Annotated in this window: 20 protein-coding genes and 1 pseudogene; 9 read left to right on the forward strand and 12 right to left on the reverse strand. The window is 40.0% G+C overall.

From position 1 onward, the window contains the following. Window positions 1-171 (forward strand): integrase core domain-containing protein (locus A3EO_RS12800; protein ID WP_018346670.1); only part of this gene is annotated, 171 nt, incomplete at its 5' end. Between the two features lie 18 nt (window positions 172-189). Here the strand turns inward: A3EO_RS12800 and cas1 are convergent. From cas1 to A3EO_RS0107690, 6 genes and pseudogenes are all read right to left on the reverse strand, one after another. Continuing rightward, a pseudogene (cas1, locus tag A3EO_RS0107665) lies at window positions 190-1,017 on the reverse strand (CRISPR-associated endonuclease Cas1); the annotation flags it as partial. Then, window positions 1,014-1,625, reverse strand: coding sequence for a CRISPR-associated protein Cas4 (gene cas4, locus A3EO_RS0107670; RefSeq protein ID WP_018346672.1), 612 nt, complete (start codon window positions 1,623-1,625; stop codon window positions 1,014-1,016). The pseudogene cas1 and the gene cas4, both read right to left, overlap by 4 nt. Then, the gene (cas7c, locus tag A3EO_RS0107675) at window positions 1,625-2,488 is read right to left on the reverse strand and encodes a type I-C CRISPR-associated protein Cas7/Csd2 (RefSeq protein ID WP_018346673.1); all 864 of its coding nucleotides are present in this window, start codon (window positions 2,486-2,488) and stop codon (window positions 1,625-1,627) included. The genes cas4 and cas7c overlap by 1 nt, the downstream gene beginning before the upstream one ends. 3 nt (window positions 2,489-2,491) lie before the next feature. After that, complete coding sequence (gene cas8c, locus A3EO_RS0107680; protein WP_018346674.1) at window positions 2,492-4,339, reverse strand: type I-C CRISPR-associated protein Cas8c/Csd1; 1,848 nt, start codon at window positions 4,337-4,339, stop codon at window positions 2,492-2,494. Next, window positions 4,336-5,013 (reverse strand): type I-C CRISPR-associated protein Cas5c, encoded by a 678-nt coding sequence (cas5c, locus tag A3EO_RS0107685; RefSeq protein WP_018346675.1) that lies wholly within the window; start codon window positions 5,011-5,013, stop codon window positions 4,336-4,338. Before cas5c ends, cas8c begins: the two co-directional genes overlap by 4 nt. 25 nt (window positions 5,014-5,038) lie before the next feature. Beyond that, a complete protein-coding gene (locus tag A3EO_RS0107690; RefSeq protein WP_018346676.1) occupies window positions 5,039-7,297 on the reverse strand; it encodes a CRISPR-associated helicase/endonuclease Cas3 in 2,259 nt (752 codons plus the stop codon). A gap of 313 nt (window positions 7,298-7,610) precedes the next feature. Between A3EO_RS0107690 and A3EO_RS0107695 the strand changes: the two genes are divergently transcribed. Beyond that, complete coding sequence (locus A3EO_RS0107695; RefSeq protein ID WP_018346677.1) at window positions 7,611-10,118, forward strand: glycogen/starch/alpha-glucan phosphorylase; 2,508 nt, start codon at window positions 7,611-7,613, stop codon at window positions 10,116-10,118. A gap of 61 nt (window positions 10,119-10,179) precedes the next feature. Here A3EO_RS0107695 and tesB read toward each other — a convergent pair whose 3' ends face one another. The 3 genes from tesB to hldE all read right to left on the reverse strand — a co-directional run bounded on the left by tesB (window position 10,180) and on the right by hldE (window position 13,374). Then, on the reverse strand, window positions 10,180-11,040 hold the full coding sequence (gene tesB, locus A3EO_RS0107700; protein ID WP_018346678.1) for an acyl-CoA thioesterase II: 861 nt from the start codon (window positions 11,038-11,040) through the stop codon (window positions 10,180-10,182). Window positions 11,041-11,127: 87 nt separating this feature from the next. Further along, window positions 11,128-11,931 (reverse strand): exodeoxyribonuclease III, encoded by an 804-nt coding sequence (gene xthA / locus A3EO_RS0107705; protein ID WP_018346679.1) that lies wholly within the window; start codon window positions 11,929-11,931, stop codon window positions 11,128-11,130. A gap of 15 nt (window positions 11,932-11,946) precedes the next feature. Further along, a complete protein-coding gene (gene hldE, locus A3EO_RS0107710; protein WP_018346680.1) occupies window positions 11,947-13,374 on the reverse strand; it encodes a bifunctional D-glycero-beta-D-manno-heptose-7-phosphate kinase/D-glycero-beta-D-manno-heptose 1-phosphate adenylyltransferase HldE in 1,428 nt (475 codons plus the stop codon). 120 nt (window positions 13,375-13,494) lie between these two features. On the opposite strand from hldE, the gene A3EO_RS0107715 reads away from it, so the two are divergent. From A3EO_RS0107715 to A3EO_RS0107745, 7 genes are all read left to right on the forward strand, one after another. Next, the gene (locus tag A3EO_RS0107715; protein ID WP_018346681.1) at window positions 13,495-14,421 is read left to right on the forward strand and encodes a Kdo(2)-lipid IV(A) acyltransferase; all 927 of its coding nucleotides are present in this window, start codon (window positions 13,495-13,497) and stop codon (window positions 14,419-14,421) included. A 525-nt stretch (window positions 14,422-14,946) separates the two neighbouring features. Beyond that, entirely contained in the window at window positions 14,947-15,258 is a 312-nt protein-coding gene (locus A3EO_RS12805; protein WP_018346682.1) for a ParB/Srx family N-terminal domain-containing protein, read from the forward strand. 93 nt (window positions 15,259-15,351) lie between these two features. Then, on the forward strand, window positions 15,352-15,579 hold the full coding sequence (locus A3EO_RS0107725) for a RepB family protein (protein WP_018346683.1): 228 nt from the start codon (window positions 15,352-15,354) through the stop codon (window positions 15,577-15,579). A 49-nt stretch (window positions 15,580-15,628) separates the two neighbouring features. Then, entirely contained in the window at window positions 15,629-16,174 is a 546-nt protein-coding gene (locus A3EO_RS0107730) for a hypothetical protein (protein ID WP_018346684.1), read from the forward strand. 248 nt (window positions 16,175-16,422) lie between these two features. Beyond that, window positions 16,423-16,668, forward strand: coding sequence for a hypothetical protein (locus tag A3EO_RS0107735; RefSeq protein ID WP_018346685.1), 246 nt, complete (start codon window positions 16,423-16,425; stop codon window positions 16,666-16,668). 9 nt (window positions 16,669-16,677) lie between these two features. After that, window positions 16,678-17,586: a type I-F CRISPR-associated protein Cas7f/Csy3 gene (locus tag A3EO_RS0107740; RefSeq protein WP_018346686.1), complete on the forward strand. Its 909-nt coding sequence runs from the start codon at window positions 16,678-16,680 to the stop codon at window positions 17,584-17,586. Window positions 17,587-17,653: 67 nt separating this feature from the next. After that, the gene (locus A3EO_RS0107745) at window positions 17,654-18,367 is read left to right on the forward strand and encodes an Aca2/YdiL-like domain-containing protein (RefSeq protein WP_018346687.1); all 714 of its coding nucleotides are present in this window, start codon (window positions 17,654-17,656) and stop codon (window positions 18,365-18,367) included. A 31-nt stretch (window positions 18,368-18,398) separates the two neighbouring features. Here the strand turns inward: A3EO_RS0107745 and A3EO_RS0107750 are convergent, their stop codons facing one another. The 3 genes from A3EO_RS0107750 to A3EO_RS0107765 all read right to left on the reverse strand — a co-directional run. Next, the gene (locus A3EO_RS0107750; RefSeq protein WP_018346688.1) at window positions 18,399-18,857 is read right to left on the reverse strand and encodes a hypothetical protein; all 459 of its coding nucleotides are present in this window, start codon (window positions 18,855-18,857) and stop codon (window positions 18,399-18,401) included. Continuing rightward, window positions 18,847-19,494 (reverse strand): DUF4376 domain-containing protein, encoded by a 648-nt coding sequence (locus A3EO_RS12810; RefSeq protein WP_018346689.1) that lies wholly within the window; start codon window positions 19,492-19,494, stop codon window positions 18,847-18,849. Before A3EO_RS12810 ends, A3EO_RS0107750 begins: the two co-directional genes overlap by 11 nt. Before the next feature lie 333 nt (window positions 19,495-19,827). After that, a partial coding sequence (locus tag A3EO_RS0107765) for an RNA-guided endonuclease InsQ/TnpB family protein (protein ID WP_018346014.1) occupies window positions 19,828-20,165 on the reverse strand: 338 nt, incomplete at its 5' end.

Here is a 20,165-nt window from a genome sequence, read left to right on the forward strand (position 1 = left end):
TGGTTTAGGAGTTTTAAATATGAATGGATGTTAAAGGGCGGTTATTCTTCATTAGATGAAGCCAAGGAAGATATTAAACAGTATGTGTTTTACTATAACAGGGTGAGACCGCATAGCTATAATCAAGGATTACCGCCAATTTTAGCGAAAAAACCTATTAGGGACTGCTGATTTAGTGGATCACTACATAACGGCACCGCTGCTTTCAGTAATAAAATCTTTAGGTTTAAGCTGTCCCCGATTGATTAAGCTAAGCACTGTTCTATCTACCCACCAAGCGCGGAATTCTTCCAGTATATCTTGGGCAAGACTGTCACGTCCGGGGCGGTCTGCGTGTAAAAATCCGATTTGCGGATCAAGCCCGACGCTTTGTAATGCGCCACTAATTTCTTTGCCTAGTAAGCTATATAAAAAAGATAATAGCGCATTAACTTCATCTCTAGGCGGACGGCGAGTTCGTCCCTTGAAAGTGAAAGAGCTGCCTTCTTTGATAAGATGTTGAAATACATTAAAATATTGAGAGGCAGCCTCGCCCTCGATACCTCGGATTACTTCTAAAGAATTGGCTTGTTGAAGTGCTTTCAATCCTGTATTGAGTCGATAAACAGCGTTTCTGATCTCCTGATTCTCACCGTAGTTGCGTAATTGTCGTTGTAAAACGCGTTTAGAAGCTTGCATTTTTGCCGCAATAATATTGCGAGCTATCGGAATAGGATGATTTAAAGAAAGATGATATTGATTTCTGCGAAGTAGAACATTGCCGCTTTGGCAACCTTGTAATCGGCCTAAATATTTTCCATTTTCGGTGAAAAAGGCAAGATTGACATTATTTTCACCGCAAAAGCCCATAAGAAAAGGGGATACTAAGACATTCCCAAAACAAAAGATATGCCCGATGGCGTGGATAGGCAATTGCGCAATTTTCGTGTGATTTTGTTCAGCCACTAAAGTTTCTCGTTCTTTATGTAGGTAAGTGCCTTGTGTGGTGACATAAATCGTATTTTGTAATTTTTTCATTCATCATCCATAAAAAGCGTTTCAACATAATGTTGGGATTTATCTGTTTGTAACAATGCCGGTTGGCATATTTCAGTTAATGAACAGGCTTTGCAATGTTTACCGTAAATGGGTGGTGGCGTTTTATCGCCAGTTAATAAAGATTGCACGCATCGAATGGTTTCTTTGGTCTTTTCTCTTAATTCGGAAGAGAAGTGAACAGGTAAGCGATGACGGGTTTGCATATACCAAATAGCCCCTTCATTAATTTTTTGTCCGGTCATCTCTTCCAAACATAACGCTTGGGCACAGAGCTGGATTTCATCCATAGGCTCTTTTTTCGGTTTACCGCGTTTATATTCTATTGGTTTAAGTTGCCCTGTTTTAAGATCTTGTTCCACTAAATCCAATATGCCGGTTAATCCTAAGTTTTCTGCGCAAACGTGGACTGAGCGCTCGAAACGAACGCCTTTTCGGCACTCCGGTTCACCCGAATCTACACGTTCATGCAAAGCACGTCCTTGTGCAGTGAGTAAGTTTTCTTGCCACATTTGCTCATTATGGATCAATGCACATTGACGAGGGCAAAAAGCATAATGCTGTAATGCGGATAGTGGAACAATGATCATCAGATTAACTCTTCAATAGTAACGCCGGTTAAGCCTTCACCGTTTACCGAAATTTTGTAATCTGCGAAAGATTGTGCCGGCATTCCTGCTTCACCTTTGACGCGTTCCACACAAACACGTTCAAACAATTTATGTGCCGGTTGGTTACCCAATGCATCCTGATGTTTAAACACAATTAATTTACGAGCCACCATTTCTCCTCGTGCGGCAGAGTGATCGTGCTCAAACATCATTTTCAACGCAGTCCAAAGCTGTTGCAAATCTTCGTCGTTAAATCCGGTTTTTTCTGCTAATTTTGCTGAAATAAAACCGTGCATACGGTATAAGCCGTAAGGAACAATCGCTTTGCGCCCCATTGTACGTTCTTTTTCGAAGTCTTTTTCATTGGTGACTGCCATTCGAGTAATAGAAAGTTCAATTGGCACAATAGGATCGATGGATTGCGCAAAGGCTAATTGCACCGGGCCACGAACTTGCCCGCTATTCACTTCAGTGGTCATTACTGCACCAAAAGTGCGGATATCAAAAAAGTGTTTACACATCCATTGGGTAATTTCTTGTGCTTTATTTTCCTCTTTCGGCAATTTTTTGGCATCAGGTTTAATCTCTAAAGCGTCATAGGCACGTTTATTTTGTAGATTGAGCACACTTTTTTCTTTAATGTAAATTTCATATCCTTCTTTATTTTCGCAGCTTAACTCAATAAAATTGCGGATTTTGCGTTTTATACAAACATCAGTAACCAAGCCTTTGCTGGTTTCTGGATCAAGACGAGGAAGGTTGCCTGCATCAGGATCGCCGTTTGGGTTACCATTGGTGACATCAAAAAAATAGACGAATTCATAACGATTGTTAATAGCCATATGTTACTCCTTAATTTGTGCTTTACTGTCGTGGTTATCGGTGATGGTTGTACTGTTATCAGCGCTCTCTTTTTTAGCGGCATTAAAGTGATATTGCCGTTGGTGGTGGTATCCCAATGTGAATCGCCCTTGCTCCTCAATATTCATACGACGTGGGAAACTGCTGTTTAACTTCTCAATAATAGTACCTAAATCTCGATCAAGATTGACTGCCTTTCCTGGATTATCTTTTCTTATACGAGCAAGATGGTATTTGGAACCGGTAATCAAACGAGGGAAGACAGAGAAAGGTACTGTTGATGCAGAAGCATAATAACGATCAACAATATTGGCATTTACGTCTCCCAAGGCTTGGTATTGTATAGTTTCTAAAATGGCAAACAATCTGCCTAAAAGATAGGCAGTGTTTTCATCGTTTTTATCTAATCCCATAGGAACTCCTTGTTTTATCAGACCTTTTCGATATTTTCGTTGTAACACGGCTTTTACCATTGCAACCCTTAATCCGGTAATTTGACCATCGGCTCTAAATCTGGAAATCACTTTCGATAATAAAGTGGTTGGATAAGGCGTGTCATTAAAGATGGCTGCAGCTAATTCACCGGCGAGGATCGGTGAAATATTTTCTGCTTTTCCTTTTTTGGATGTTTTATCCAATGGTGTTGTTTGCAAGAGCAAAGAATAGAGTGAAGGCGGTTTCTTCCAAGGACAAGGTTCTAACGCCAAATCTGCCCAGTGGTTGGCAAGGTTTTTCGCTAATCGACCAAAATCGGTTTTTAGCCAAAAACGGATAGAGATGCGCGAAGCATTCGGTGCAAGCCCTAAAATAAAAAATTGGGTTTTTGCAGATAGTTTCGGATCAATTTCCGGTAAAGGTCTTCCTTTTCGAACCTGATCCAAAATATTAAAGATTTTGCTGCTTTCCTGCTCATCATCTGACGGTGGCTCTAAACTGCCCCACATAATTTCTTCGGCAAAAGCTGCCTGTTCACTGTTTTCGGCTTCTGCCCAAAATACGGTACTGGTGTCACCAATGGTTAAACAGTGCCGGTTTTCTCGGCGTAAAAGATAATTTAATGCAGTGGTATAGGCAAAAGCTGCCTGTTCTGAAACCGGAGCATTATCGCCTTGTGTTTTATTAAAAGAGGAAAAAGCCTCTTGGTTAAAAGAGATGATCGCGCCACCGGAGCTTTGCCCGCCCAACACCCCTTTAATGGCAGGGTGCAATCGAGCAATCGGGGCTTTTTCGCCGGTAATTAAGCAGATGCCTTGTTCGGCGCTATTGTCATCTAGTAACGTTTCCCATAATTGTTGTGCTGCCGGGCGCTGGTGGATCAGTTGTTGTTCTCCATCTAATTTGAAAACAACATTGCTATCTAACAGCTCCATCGGACAAATGGATTGCGCAAACTGTGCCGGCAGCCAATTCTGCAAAAATTTAACTATTGCTTGCAAGCCTTCATCTTTAATATCCGCTAAATGTTCTAGATGGTATTTCTTAAATGCAGCGAACGTATCTTCGGACAAGACGAAAGGGTGTTCTTTGGCAGTGGCTTTGTCTTTATTGCTCTCCACACCTAGCACGTAAGCTGTTTTATCCCAAAGAAAATTGGATTTGATGCCGTATGTTCTTTTTTCCGGGCGAGGAACATTCATTAATTTTGCTTTCGGTTTTTTATCGGCAGTTAAATTCGGGATAACATCGACTAAATTACCGTTGCGATCCAACACTAAAATATAACCAATTTTTTCTTCACTAAAGCCATAAGGTGGCACTTTCGGATTATTGGTGGTTGAATCGAGTTCAGTTGCTAAACGATGATAATAATTGACTAGCGAAGTCAGAATCATAGTTTTACCTCCTCAGAATAGAAAGGCGGTACTGTTATTACACTATTTTGCATTTTTGCACGGAAAAAATGTGGGGTATTGTTATGGTTGAAATCAATGTCGTGCAGCATCCAGCCTAAGTCTTGATCAAGTTCTGCGCCACTTAATGCTGTTTGCGGTAAAGCTTCATTCTCTTCAATAAGGCAAAAATTAGCCGGGAATTCTCTAACACCCATACAAGGATGACGGAAACATTGCCCTTTAGCCGCACGCCGCTGGAACATTTCCAAATGTTTATTCAGATTATCGCTTTCGCCGGCTTGGTCAGTTAAAACGATATGAGCTTCAATAACATAAGCCACATCCTTTAACACGGTTGCCGCGCGTTGTTGACGATCCTCTTCAATAATGGTGTAGAGCTTTTCTAGGCTGTTGCGCTTCATTGCAGTTTTGATATTACTCTGTGAAATTTTATGGCCCAATTCATTGCGACGAATGGTTTCAAACCGAATCGGTTTAAGCACATAAATTTTATCAATCACCCAATTAATTGCCGGTTTCCAATGTATTGATGATAGGATCCCACGCGCTGCTGAAGGGGTGATCACATCATAAGAAACGCGTTCCGCTTTCATTTCAGGGCGAGTGAAACAGGCATAATCTCCCCAAATGTGCAACCTAACGTTATTCTTCATTTTTCATACTCCATTTTATGAGGAATTAAATAGGACCTTGATTTGTTCTAAGATATTCAGGGTTTTCCCAAGTTAATCCCATATCATTGTCATATAAACTATCGTTAATTAAGTAATAAAACTGCTTGCCGAATTTATCGTCATTAATGGTATCAACCATTCCGGCGCTATACAGTTTTGCCAACACATTTTCCGGAATTTGCACCGTATATCTCTGCAATTTACGTAAAATCCCTCCGGCTTTATCTGCAGTCTGTAATGCTTCAATGGCAGCTTTAGCTTCATTATCAAAGCGAATAATTAAAGGTACTAAATGACTTTGAATCATTCGGAAATTTTTTGCCATCGTGTCGAAAGGAAAATCATAGGCGGAATTATAACAATCTTTTAAAATGCCTTCTTTATCCAGTTCTTCGTCTTTTAATGCATAGACTTGGCTGAAGTAATCTGAAATGGCTTGTGGTGACAATAGATTTTGTTGATGATGACGAACAACCGAGCGCATACAGGCGGCATACATTTTCAATTCTGCCGGTGGTTGCCATTGATCTTCCGGCTTAAAGATTAGCACTGAACTCTCTTCTGCTTTACGTTTACCTTCACGGTTGCATCGTCCGGCAGCTTGAGCGACAGAGTCCAGCCCGGCTTCCGCCCTCATTACTCTCGGAAAATCAATATCGACGCCGGCTTCAACCAATGGTGTGGCAATTACACGGCAAGGTGATTCTTCTTTTAAACGAGAGCGAATTTCGTTTAATACCTGTGTACGATGAGCGGCACACATTAGGGTGGATAGATGGAAAACGCCTTCTAATTCTTTTGCTGATTGGTAAAGACTTTGAGCGTGTCGGCGGTTATTAACGATAACCAAGATCTGAGCGTGGTTAGTTAAATCTGCCAACAGATCGGCATCTGTTTTTTCGCCTACATATTGGACTGTGGTGCGAGCGAGTTTTTCAAACAGTTTTTCCGGTTCAGGCGCTAATTCACGAGTATTTTTAAAACCATTATAAAAACCGTTTTGTTGATGAATTGCCGGCTGTGTCGCGGTGCACATCACGGCGGAACAGCGATAATTATGCGCCAATTCATTAATGGCTGCCATAATTGGACGTAATAAATTTAACGGCAACATTTGCGCTTCATCTAAAATGATGACACTGCCGGCAATGTTATGTAATTTCCGACAACGAGAAGAGCGGTTAGCAAAAAGCGATTCAAAAAATTGTACTGCTGTTGTGACGACAACTGGCATATCCCAATTTTCTGACGCTAAGCGTAATTTATCTTTGCTGCTTTTATCGACAAAATGACTGTCATCAAAATTACTATGATGTTCCAATACAGCCTGTTCGCCTAGCTCTTCAAACGCTTTTCTAAATTCTGCTGCGTTTTGTTCAATAATGCTGGTGAAAGGAATGACATAAATAATGCGACGTAAATGGTGTAATTTGGCGTGTTCCAGTGCAAACGCCATTGAGGTAAATGTTTTTCCGCCGCCGGTCGGCACGGTTAAGGTGAATAGTCCGGACGGTAAAGCGGCTTGCTGCACCGCATAATCAAAAATATGAGTTCGTATTTGATTTAATTCTTGATTAGCTTCCGCTTTTTTAGCCTCTTCTGTTTTCAGCGGATCATCAGTTGGTTGAAATTTGTTTTGAATATAGTGAATAAAGCGTTGCTGTAGCGTGTTTAAATCCGGATAGTTGCCGCGTTCGACAGATTTATTTTCTACTTTGCTGTAAAAAGCTTCGGTGTCTAAATAGTCAGCATCGACCACGCAGGAATAAATCATTCGGGTAAAAAAGGAGAGTGCAAAGCAACCCTCATTTTTATTTAGTATTTGGAGTTTAGGAGGTTGGAATTGTTCCGGAAGAGTTAGCTCTTGTTGCCAAACTGGATCTGCTTCCGGCGTATCGCTGGCTAAACGTTGTTGTAAGGTAGAAAGTTTTTCCTCTCTAGCTCCATTGGCTAAACCGGCGTGATGACCGGCAATGCAGAATGCTAAGATCTTGCCCAAAACATTAGGATATTTATTTAAGACAAATTTTGCCCCGGCGGTGGTGTGATCCACTTTAGGACCGCCACGAAGACGTTTTTGAAACGGAATGGAATATTTGCCTTGGTCGTGCATAAGTGCAGCTGTTTCTGCCAATGCTTGCGCGTTTTGAGGGTAATAAGCGGCAAATTCTCGCGCCAGAGCGGCGGTGTTATGGAGATGCTGTTGTAAAGGCTGCCAATTTTGTTCATCGGAATTCTCTACAGAATGTGCGTAGAAAATCATAAGCTTACCTCAATGCTTCAGGTTAATCACAAAGGCAGGGTATTACAAAGAATCAATGGAATCAATATACAAAATACCCTTTATAAATTAATGATAACTTTGATCAAAAACAGAAAAGATATTCAAAATAACAATGATTTTTTGTGATAGATTCATTATTTCAAATTTAAGTGATTTAGGTTTTTTGCAGTGATTATCAGAGTAAGTGCTTTTTTAAACGGTTTTAGTGTAAAGAATGAACATAAATCATTGAAAAAATCGACAAAATGGCATAGGATAGCCGCCGCAAAAATTTGCGTATCGGAGATAAAAAATGTCATCAAACACAATAAAATTTTCTTATCATGCACCGGCAAGAGATGTCGAATCACTTAAAGCAACTATCGTTTCAAAATTAATTTATAACCTCTGTTGTGAGCCTTCTGAAGCAAAACTAACAAACTGGCTGAATGCCGCACTTTATACCGTTCGTGACTTAAGCGCACAATCTCGTTTACACACTCGTCGCGCAATTAAACACGAAAAATCACGCCGTGTTTACTACCTTTCTATGGAATTCTTAATGGGTCGTGCATTTAGTAATGCAATGATTGCAGAAAATGTGTACGAAGCGATGAAACAGGCGTTTAAAGAATTAGGTTTGGATTTGGAAGATATTCTGAATCAGGAAGAAGATCCCGGTTTGGGTAACGGCGGTTTAGGTCGTTTAGCAGCCTGTTTCTTGGACAGTTTGGCAACATTGCGTATTCCGGCGACCGGCTATGGTATCCGTTATGATTACGGTATGTTTAAACAGGAAATTGAAAACGGTCGCCAAGTGGAAAAACCGGATGGTTGGTTGGCGCAAAATATTGCGTGGGAATTTAATCGCCCGAGTAAAAAAATTCCAATCCGTTTCGGTGGACAAATTTATTACGAAAACAATAAATGTATTTGGAAACCTTCCGATGAGGTGGTGGCACTTGGTTATGACCAATTAGTGCCGGGTTATGACAACGATGTTGCCAACACGTTGCGTTTGTGGTCGGCGCAATCCAGTGATGCGTTTAGTCTGAATGACTTTAACCGTGGCGATTATTTCGCGGCAATGGAAAAACAGAACTTTTCCGAAAATGTTTCTCGTGTGTTATATCCGGATGATTCCACCACAGCAGGCCGTGAATTGCGTTTAAGACAAGAACATTTCTTAACTTCAGCTTCTGTTCAAGATATTTTACGCCGCCATTTGGATATTTTTGATAATTTGGACAATTTAGCGGAAAAAGTGGCGATTCACTTGAATGATACCCATCCGGTATTGGCAATTCCTGAATTGATGCGTTTATTGATTGATGAAAACGGTTATGAATGGAATAAAGCGTGGGAAATGTGTCGCAACATTTTCTCTTATACCAACCATACTTTGATGAGTGAAGCTTTGGAAACTTGGCCGATTGAGATGTTAGGCTCAATTTTGCCACGTCATTTACAGCTTATTCTTGAAATCAATGAACATTTCTTGAATGATTTGCGTGCGCAAGGTTATGGTGAAGATTTTATCCGCCGCGTTTCTATTATCGATGAAGATAACGGTCGTCGTGTCAGAATGGCGTGGTTGGCAGTGATTGGTTCTTATAAGATCAACGGTGTTGCTAAAATCCACTCCGATTTAATGGTGAAATCTATTTTTGCTGATTTTGCGAAAATTTATCCTGAACGCTTTACCAATGTTACCAACGGTGTAACACCTCGTCGTTGGATTGCAATTGCCAACCCTGAATTGGCAAAATTGATTGACAGCAAGATTGGTAAGAATTGGCGCAAAGAGTTGGATGAATTAAGTCAATTAAACCAATTTGTTGATGATGAAGCGTTTTTATCCGATTTCCAACGTGTGAAATTCAGCAATAAACAGCGTTTAGCGGAATACATTAAATATCACCTTGGCATTGAAGTGAATCCGAAGGCGTTATTTGATGTGCAGGTAAAACGTATTCACGAATACAAACGTCAATTATTGAATGTGCTTCACATTATTTATCGTTACAACCAGATTTTGAAAAATCCGGATGCGGATTGGACACCGCGTGTCTTTATTTTCGCCGGTAAAGCGGCAAGTGCCTATCATACTGCGAAGAAAATTATTAATTTAATCAATGATGTGGCAGAAGTGATTAATAATGACGGTCGTATTAAAGATTTGATTAAAGTGGTCTTTATTCCGAACTATGGTGTCAGCCTTGCACAAATTATTATTCCGGCGGCGGATGTTTCTGAACAAATTTCTTTGGCAGGAACAGAGGCTTCAGGCACAAGTAATATGAAATTTGCCTTGAACGGTGCGTTAACAGTGGGCACATTGGACGGTGCTAACGTTGAAATTCTCAATATGGTCGGCAAAGAAAATATCTTTATTTTCGGTAACACCGTTGAGCAAGTTGAAGCGTTGCGTGCGAAAGGTTATTCTCCGTTTGAGTTTTTTGAACGTGAACCGGAATTAAATACCATTATTCAACAAATTACTTCCGGACACTTCTCACCGCAAGATCCGATGCGTTATCAAAACGAATTGAATCTGTTCAGTGATTATTACCAAGTAATGGCTGATTTCCGTGCTTATGTTGATATTCAAAAACAGGTTGATCAACATTACAAACAATCGCAAGCGTGGGCAAAATCAGCATTGATTAATACCGCTAATATGGGGTATTTCTCATCTGACCGTTCAATCATCGATTATGCGGAGAATATCTGGAAAGTTGAGCCGTTATTAAGCTATGACAAAGAGGTTTATGAAGCGGAAAACTGCGTTATTGAAGATGAGCTTCCCGAACAGTTATAACCGTTAACGGATTAACGCTATTGAAACGTGCATAAAGTGATTTATGCACGTTTTTTTGTTTTTAAGGATTGAAGCGGATTAGCCCTTCTTGTTGGGTGGTGACAATTAAACGACCTTGACGATCGAAAATCTGTCCACGTGATAAGCCTCTGCCGCCAAAAGCATTGGTGCTTTCAATAGCATAAAGCAACCAATCATTAATATCTCCGGCACGATGAAACCAAATTGAATGGTCAATTGTTGCCACTTTCATCCCGGTTTGCAAAAAGCCTTTTTGGTGTGGGTGCAAGGCAGTGAGCAGCAGGTGAAAGTCAGAAAAATAGGCCAACAAACACTGTTGAATGGCGCGATCGTTCGGCGCTTCACCATTGGCTTTCACCCAAATATATTGTTCAGGTGGCAACATTTTGCCTTGGAATGGATTATTAATATATTTGCTGTGAATATCGAAAGGACGCTCGGCGATAAATTTATCACGTACCGCTTCCGGAATATATTGAGCCAATTGTTGTAATACCGCACGTTCAGCAATAAAACTCTCCGGTTCGCCGACAGTCGGCATTGCGCTCTGATGTTCAAAACCGTTTTCTTCCATTTGAAATGAAGCGGTTACGTGGCAAATGGATTGATTATGCTGAATCGCTTTAACACGCATTGCGGTGAAATGACGACCTTCACGTAACACTTCGACATCGTAAATAATCGGATGTTGGCTGTCGCCGGGCGCAAGAAAATAGGCGTGGCAAGAGTGTAAAATACGATCTTGTGGTGCGACTTGAATCGCGGCGGATAGTGCTTGCGCCACCACTTGTCCACCGAATACCTGCCGTAAGCCTAAATCCTGACTTTGTCCACGAAACAGAAAATCATCGAGTTTTTCAAGTTTAAGCAGTTCAATGAGTTGATTTAACACAGTAGACATTGGATTTCCTTTGCTGAAACAGAAAAGTAAAAAGTAGAAAAATTTTGCTATTCCGAAGTATGGCAAGGAATAGCAAAATCGCGCGTGTTATTTAAATTCCGCCCAAATCGGTGCGTGATCGGACGGTTTTTCCATTGCACGAATATCTTTAGCGATACCGGCAGAAATACAACGTTGTGCCAAAGCTTGATTGACTAAAATCAAGTCAATACGCAAACCACGATTATCATCAAAGCCTTTGGAGCGGTAATCAAACCAAGAGAATTGATCATTTACTTGCGGATGCAAAGCACGGAAAGTATCTACCAACCCGTATTGATATAAATTTTGCAACCATTCCCGCTCTTCAGGTAAGAAAGAACATTTTCCGGTGCGTAACCAACGTTTGCGATTTTCTTCACCGATGCCAATATCCAAATCAGTTGGGCTGATATTCATATCACCCATCACTAAGACCGGATTTGCTGCATTGTGTTCATTGACTAAATAGTGTTGCAAATCACGATAGAATTTCTCTTTTGCCGGAAATTTGGTTTCGTGACTCCGATTTTCCCCTTGAGGGAAATAGCCGTTAATCACGGTAAGTTGACCAAAAGGCGTGGCTAAATCTGCCATAATAATACGGCGTTGTGCATCTTCAGCATCAGTCGGGAAGCCTTTGCGCACCGCTAACGGCTGCTGTTTTGTCAATAATGCAACACCATAATGGCTTTTTTGCCCGTGATAAAAAACGTGGTAGCCCAAATCGGCAACAATCTCGTGCGGAAAGGCTTCATCGGCAACTTTAATCTCTTGTAGTCCTAAAACATCCGGCTGATACTGCTCGATCAACTGATGTAATTGATGGGGTCTGGCGCGTAATCCATTAATATTAAAAGAGATAAATTTCATAACTTCGGATAATCCTTATTTAAGCGACTGAATTTTTTTGATCATATTGCTGGTGGAGTAACCGTTTTCAAAATTAAGCACTTTGACATCACCACCGTTTGCCCAAACTTCTTTACTGCCGGCGATCTCTTCAGGTTTATAATCGCCGCCTTTAACCAATAAATCAGGCAAAATTTCGCTAATTAAGCGTTGCGGTGTTTCTTCTTCAAATGCCACCAACCAGTCAACAGAAGCTAAACCGGCAAGCACCGCCATTCTGGTTTCAAGATTATTAATTGGACGTTGTTCGCCTTTCAAGCGTTTTACTGAAGCATCTGAATTGACCGCAACGATCAAACGATCGCCCAATTTACGCGCATTGGCTAAATAGGAAACGTGCCCCGGATGTAAAATATCGAAACAGCCGTTGGTCATCACAATTTTTTCACCGCGCGCTTTGGCTTTCGCTACCGCCTGTTTCAGTTCCTGTTCGCTCATAATACCGAAGCCGTTTTCGCTGCGGCGATGGATCGCATTTTCCAACTCTACGGTAGAAACAGTAGAAGTCCCCAATTTACCAACCACAATACCAGCAGCAACATTGGCTAAATAACAAGCTTCTTCCAAGCTGCGACCGTCGGCAATGGCAGTGCCGAGAACACTGATTACAGTATCGCCGGCACCGGTAACATCAAACACTTCTTGTGCTTGTGTCGGCAGATGAAATGCCTCTTGCTGTGGACGAATTAAGGTCATCCCTTTTTCAGAGCGGGTAACCAACAGCGCGGTTAAATCAAACTGTTTGATCAACGCTAAGCCTTTATCGACAATCTCCTGCTCACTGTGGCACGTGCCGACCACCGCTTCAAATTCCGACATATTCGGGGTTAATAAAGTCGCACCGCGATAACGTTCGAAATCTGTACCTTTCGGATCAATTAACACCGGCACATTAGCTTGGAGTGCAATTTGAATCATCTGTTGTACTTGCGACAAAGTGCCTTTACCGTAATCAGAGAGAATTAAAGCGCCATATCCCGCAATATAATGCTGCAAACGAGAAAGCAGTTCATCGGATTGCACATCGTGGAAATTCTCTTCAAAATCAAGGCGCAATAACTGTTGATGACGAGAAAGAATACGCAATTTGGTAATGGTCGGATGAGAATCTAAACGCACAAAATCACAATCAATGCGCTGATCTGCCAACAGTTTCGCCAATGCTTGTGCTGCTTCGTCCTGACCGGTCATTCCCAACAATTTAATCGGCACATTCAAACTGGCGATATTCATCGCAACGTTAGCCGCACCACCGGCACGTTCCTCGTTTTGTTGTACTTTTACCACAGGAACAGGCGCTTCGGGGGAAATGCGATTAGTTGCACCGAACCAATAACGATCTAACATCACATCGCCAAGCACTAAGACTTTAGCGTGGTTAAATTGAGTGGAATATTGAACCATAATTTTCTCCATAAACAAATTTTGCCGGCGATTTTACCACAGCTCCGCCTTGAATAATGCTATTTCCGGCACTTTCCGCTAAAATAGTTCATATTTGAATTATTTAGTTTGCAGTAACCAATGAAAAATCAACAATTACCACAATTTCGATTTTCTTTTTTTCTCCCTAAATATTGGCCGCTTTGGTTTGGAATTGTCTTATTTCGTCTGATGCTATTATTGCCATACCCTTGTTTAGTGAAAATAGGGCACGGTTTGGGCAAATTATTCAGCAAATTTAAATTCGGTAAACGTCGTTTAGCGATAGCTCGCCGCAATCTTGAGCTTTGTTTCCCTGAAATGAGTGAATTACAACGACAGGAATTGTTAAAACAGAATATTCACGCTATCGGAATGGCGATTATTGAAACCGGAATGGCGTGGTTTTGGTCGGATAAAAGGATTAAAAAATGGTCTAAAATCGAAGGTTTGGATTATCTGACCAACGCAAATAGCGGGGTGATTTTGGTCGGTATCCATTTTCTGACACTAGAATTAGGCGCAAGAATACTCGGGCTTTATCATCAAGGTATCGGTGTTTATCGCCCGAACGACAATCCGTTGTTTGATTGGTTGCAAACAAAAGGGCGTGTGCGCTCCAATAAATCGATGCTCGATCGTCACAATTTACGTGGAATGATTCGTGCCTTGCGTCAAGGCGAAACCATTTGGTATGCGCCGGATCACGATTATGGTCGCAAAAGTGCGGTATTTGTACCGTTTTTCGCCGTGAAAAATGCCGCAACTACCACCGGCACGGCTTTCTTAAAACGCAGTGTGCCGCAAAGTTTAGTGATTCCTTTTGCACCGTTACGCAATAAAGACGGCTCCGGTTACACCATTTCTATTTCTGCTCCGATAGATCTTAGTGATTGCGAAGATGATGTTGCGATCGCCACGCGAATAAATCAGGCGATTGAACGGGAAATCAGCAAAGATCCGTCGCTTTATATGTGGCTGCACCGCCGTTTCAAAACGCGTCCGGAAGGCGAGAAGAGTTTTTATTAGTTTTGATAATAAGCTATTGAAATAAAAAGTATAAAGCTCAAAAGACCAACTATTTTGTCCTATATGTCAATTTGTAACCCTTGGCATATCTAAGAGACTCATTTTAGTAACTATGAAAAAGCGGTTAGTAACTACATTCCACATATGGTTACTATCATAGTTACTAAAATCAGCGTTTTAAATCAATTAGCTATGATGAGATGCGATAAGCAAAGTGCGACAAACCCTTGAAATTACAGATATTTAAAAAGCATTTTGAGGCGTTATGAAAGGCTTTGTTTAGCTAGTTGGTGCCCCCAACAGGCAATTAATTTATTTAAATATCAAATCCATATCTAAAAATATGCGTGATTTTTGCGTAACGACCTAAATTTAAATTCAGATACCTACCAACCGCTTTTCTTATTATATATCACTTTGTGCCTTATTTATTTTTTTAATTTTTTTTTCAAAAACCTCTTGCATTATCCGATTAAATAGTACAGACTATCTACATCAAAACAAGAGAACACAAAGGGGAAAATTATGAAACTTATTTCAAGTCAACGCTACTTAGATGAAGCAATCGTAGCGGTAAAAATCGAAAATGAAGATTTCGAGGTGCAAGTTTCACCAGAATTTGAATTTGAAGGTGAAACTTACCGTGTTGTTATGGACGGTCATCATAGTTACGCCGCAGCAAAAAAAGCTGGTGTAGAGCCAGTTTTTTATGAACAAGACGCTAGAGACAATGATTGCATTGCGTTATTAGAAAATGGCAACATTGAAGATTTTTTTGATGTATGCCGCATAGACAGTGGCTGGTACGACATTGAGACTGGTTATGATATTTGGTAACAAAGTGGTTACCGCCAATAGCGGTTAATGTTGAGTATGATATTGAATTGCCGGTAGTTATACACAAAGCGAAAGTACATTAAGGAGGTAAAAGTGGCGAGAAAAACAGCTTACGAGCGTTATACTGAAGAGGGAAAAAAGAAACTGGGGAAGCGTGCTAATGCATATCAAAAAGAAAACTACAAAAAGATAACGATTATCTTAAAGCCTGAAATTTTTGACGAGTTTGAGGCGTTGCGCGAAGAGGAAGGATTGACTAGATCTAAGCTAATCGAAAAATTTTTAGAAAACTATAAAAAAGAGCTTGCATTATCTGATTAAATAGTACATACTATCTACATCAACAAAGAGAGAAACTAAGGAGAAAATTATGAACGCAGCAACAGTAAAAAATTTATTTAATTTATTTGATTTTGCATTTTGGAATTACCCTTTAGAAGAAGGGGGTAATGCCGCAGAAGTGATTAAGCAAAGTGTTTATAACGCTTATAAAATCACTTTAACTGATGCGCAAGCAGAAAAACTCTGCCAAAAAGTAAGAGAATATAATAATAATATTCTCAAAATGGAGGATACCACTAAAGTGGTTAATGAAAAATTTGATGATGTTATCAGAAAACCTCTTGAAGCGGAAGAAATTTCCGCAGCACCGGTAGAAAAATTATACTTCTGCCGGTATGAAGATAACTTGCGTGAGATTTATCGAAACGAAGCCCACGCCAAAGAATGGGATGAAAAAAGCTCACTTCACTTTGTAGACGAAGTGGAGTATGACGATAATAAAAACATCGTCAGATTTAACGGGATGTCCGTTAAAGATTTTGTTGAGTCATTAGATGATGCCCCGGCGGAGATTGAAAGATTGACTGATTGGATTTATTCTGATTATGCCTATCCTAGTGCATTATCAGATTAAAAAAAAATAAAAAAGAGATTGAATACCCTGTCAAAACAGGGTATTCTTTTTTTACGTCTTAAAGGCGTTTACTACCGAAAAGGTAGCTTATTTTGATTCAATTGAGTATTCACTGCCGAACAGGCAGCTTAGAAAATATTTTTTATTGTTTCATCACAACGATATATGTAAAAATATATATATATTCACTGCCGAATAGGCAGCAATGTATCGAAATGGTTCGATACACTCACAAATGAGGTGATTTTATGAAAAAATTTATCAAATACGCCGCTAATACGGCGTTCAACGGCTACTCCGTAGCTATTTATCAATCCAATCCCAATCTATACACACTTCAAATTGAAAAGGACGGTACAAAAGTCCGCAACACTAAAGCTGTTGAGATGACACCTGAAGAATATGAGGCGTTGCCGTCAGATCCGGCTAATAGCTTAGTGCGCTTAAATGCAGCTATGCTAGCTTGCGATTTTCATTTGCTTTCCAATAACTAAGGGGAAAGTATGCCACGTGAAAAGAAAAAGCTTAAGCCTGAAGAAATGATAGAAATGCCTACCGTTCTTGCGTTTACAAGAGCAATAGAAAATGGTCCCGGTTATTTTTATCAGAAAATGCTTAATGATGATGATGGTGAAATAGGCGTTTATTCAACGCCATCAATGAAGTTATGTGCCCTCACCTATAAAAAGAAAAAAGATGAGGCGGTTAGGACGTTGCTTCAGGAAGTGGATGAGGCTTTTTTAAAACCTTACAATGATACTCTTATTATTAGATGGCGGCTAAAAACTATACCTATAAAGCTTCATTGCTGTAACGTTGATGAATTTGGAAAATTATTAATTGAGAAAATTAAGGAATTTTCTGAAAAAGGCTGTTTAAAAGAGCTTGCGAAGCGATACGCTTACAATATTGTAAATGGGCGTTGGCTATGGCGAAACCGAATGGAAGCGCAAGATATTGTAATTAAAGTAACTTGCGGCGAAGAAGAAGTTATCTTTAATAATGTTGGCGATTTGTCTTTATTAAAACCTTACGAAAATATTCAGGGTGTTGAAAAAATCGCTCAATGGATTGAGGACGGTTTTAACGGCAATGTTCAATTTATCCACGTTGAGGCGCAATTATTAATGGGTAAGGGGCAGCGTGTTTTCCCTAGCTTGACGCTTGTTCCGGGCGAAAATCCAAAATTATTTAAAATGAACGGCTCGCTTGTGTTCTCGGCGCAAAAAATCTCTAACGCAATCAGGACAATCGATGATTGGTATTGCGAAAAGCCGGAGTTTTTATTGCCGGTTGAAGTATATGGGCAAAGTACAGCGAGATTATCGGCATATAGAACAAAAGGCAATGATTTTTATGCGTTGCTTGGTAGAATTTTTGTTGGAAAACAAGAGGTTAGCTTTGACGAATAATGCTATTTTATGGCAATGTTAGTCAGAGGTGGAATGTTTGGAACGAAAGAATAGGGGATAGAATTATATGGATGGCAATAAATTGCAAGCATTAAGAAAAGTGTTGTTTTTGTCTGAACAAGAAGCGGCCACTTTAATCGGCGGCGTAACAACAAGAACGTGGCAATATTGGGAAAGTGGTAAAAAACCGGTTCCGCAGGATGTTGAAACTAAGATGTTGGAAGCGGTAAACGAGGCGGAAAATATCTTTAAAGCAGTGTTGGAAGAGGGCTTTGAGTACACTTATCAATATTTTGATTTTGATGATTTTAAAAAGCGTTTCAGAAGCGATAAATTGCTTTGGAGAGTCTATCAAAGCATTCTCGGGCGGTTACATCAAACATTAGGCGACCCGTTAAAAGACGTTGTTGCGCCTGAAGATTGCGCATTATACAAAGCTATCTCCAATCTAGATATAAACGCCTCGAAATTAAGCGCAGAATCTGAAGCAGCGGTTGCCTATTTAATGGGGCGTTTATATGCCGTGATTTTTGGCGATAAAATCGAACCGAATATAATGATTAATTATTTCTTTCATCAACCGTTAAAGGCTTTACCTTTGGTCGCTAATCGCAATGAGTTTAGAAAAGCAAGAAAGGATAAGGAAAAAGATTTATTAATCACTAATATTATCAGTGAGGTAGGAGATTATTTACTTCACTTTAATAATGTTTTTATTCCAACAGTCCGAATGATTGACTTCGAAAAAGGTCAAATCGAAGAGCTAAAAAATAGTAAATAAAACAAGCGACCGCAAAAAAGCGGTCGTTTTTTTATGCGTTTTTGCCAAAAATTGCTGCTAAATCATTAGGAGAAAACCGCCACGCCTCTTTTAATCCTAGTAATTCTGCTGCAAATTCTGAACAAAAATAGCGATCTGAACGGTCTTTTGTTTTAAAAACCACGCCTAGTGCGCCTATAAAATCGTATTTTTTTCCTTTTACCTTATCGAAGAAAATTCTTACTTCATTTTCAGTGATATTTAATGGTATCAAGTCCCATTTATCATCAAGCGCAATCATTTTACAGCGCACGCCTTTATCACGGATTGAAGAGCTATAACAACAGTAATATGGCGAGTCTACTTTAACTTTAACCGCAATTTCACAATGTGAATATTTTCCTCTAGTTAGCTTTCTAGTGAGATAATCACCAATTTTAGCCTTTAAAACCTCAAAACCTTTACCTTCTCTATTGCCTTTATATAAAGCTAAGTATATGTTATTCTTCATAAATATCACTCCAACCGGTAGAATAGTCATACTCAAGCGGTTTATCTGTGTTATAAACCGCAAAGCGGTGAACTTCCGCATTTTTAAAATCGTGTTGTTCTTTCTTGATAATTTCATTAATGATAATTTCAATGGAATCTTTATTTAATTTCACAAAGGTATTATCCATTGTTTTCCATTCTAAATCAGTCGGTAACGTGTTTTGATTTTTTAAAGTTGAGTATTGTAATTTTGAGTTATCATCGGTATGAAACCATTTACCCAATTCCTCAACGTAAACACCACCGCCAATACGCCGTGTGCGTTCTTGCTTAATCTGTTCCCACACCTGATCTTGTTGCCGCTTAATCTGTGCTAGGCGTTTTTCTTCATCAATTACCCATTCTGTGCCATTCCATTTATGGATTTCACTAGGTTGCGTTTCTACTTTACCGTTGTACCAGTAAGTGTTCTGATTGGTAAAAACAGCCTGAATTTTGCCGTCTGTATCGTGGATATAGATGTAGTTAGGGTATTCCGTGCTAGCCTTTTCCTTTAATTCCTCAATCGTTTTATACGGATAAATCAAGGGGAAAGACGTTTCACGCTTTCTAGTCTTAGGATTTACAATAATTAAATATTCAATCGGTTTTTCCATTTTTTGCCTCTTTTTTATGTGAGATGAGTAAATTTTAAGGTTGCCATACGGCAATAAGTTTTTATTTTTCCAATGTTAAGAAAGGAGTTTATAAAATGAGATTACCTAACGGTTACGGTAGTGTATTTAAATTAAGCGGAAAGCGTAGAAAGCCATTTATTGCAAGAAAAACAATAGGATATGATGAAATTGACATCCTCCCCACCCTAAAGGACGAAGATTCCTACCAGCTCCCACGCTTTTTGCGTGGGCTACTCTCGGTGGGTTCTTGCTGCTGACCTCTAACGAGGTTCACTTCACAAGCGCTACGGCGATGTCCTCGCCTGCTTTTCATTATGCCTGAACGATTGCTCGCCCACGCGCTAAAACATTCATCGCGCCAACCACATCCGCATTTTCTGTGTAGCCACACTCTACGCATTCAAAATGTGCTTGCGTTTGGCGATTTTCTTTTGAGATATGACCACAACAAGGGCAAGTCCGACTGCTGTTTTGCGGCGGAACGGCAACCAAAAATCCGCCTTGCCATTGGGTTTTGTAGTCCAACTGACGGCGAAATTCAAACCACGATTGGTCGAGAATGGTTCGATTTAATCCTGATTTTGCGGCTACATTCTTACCGTGTTGCTCTGCTGTGCCTTTGGCTGATTTTGACATATTTGACACCTGCA

The organism is Gallibacterium anatis DSM 16844 = F 149 (assembly GCF_000379785.1).
GTDB lineage: Bacteria > Pseudomonadota > Gammaproteobacteria > Enterobacterales > Pasteurellaceae > Gallibacterium > Gallibacterium anatis.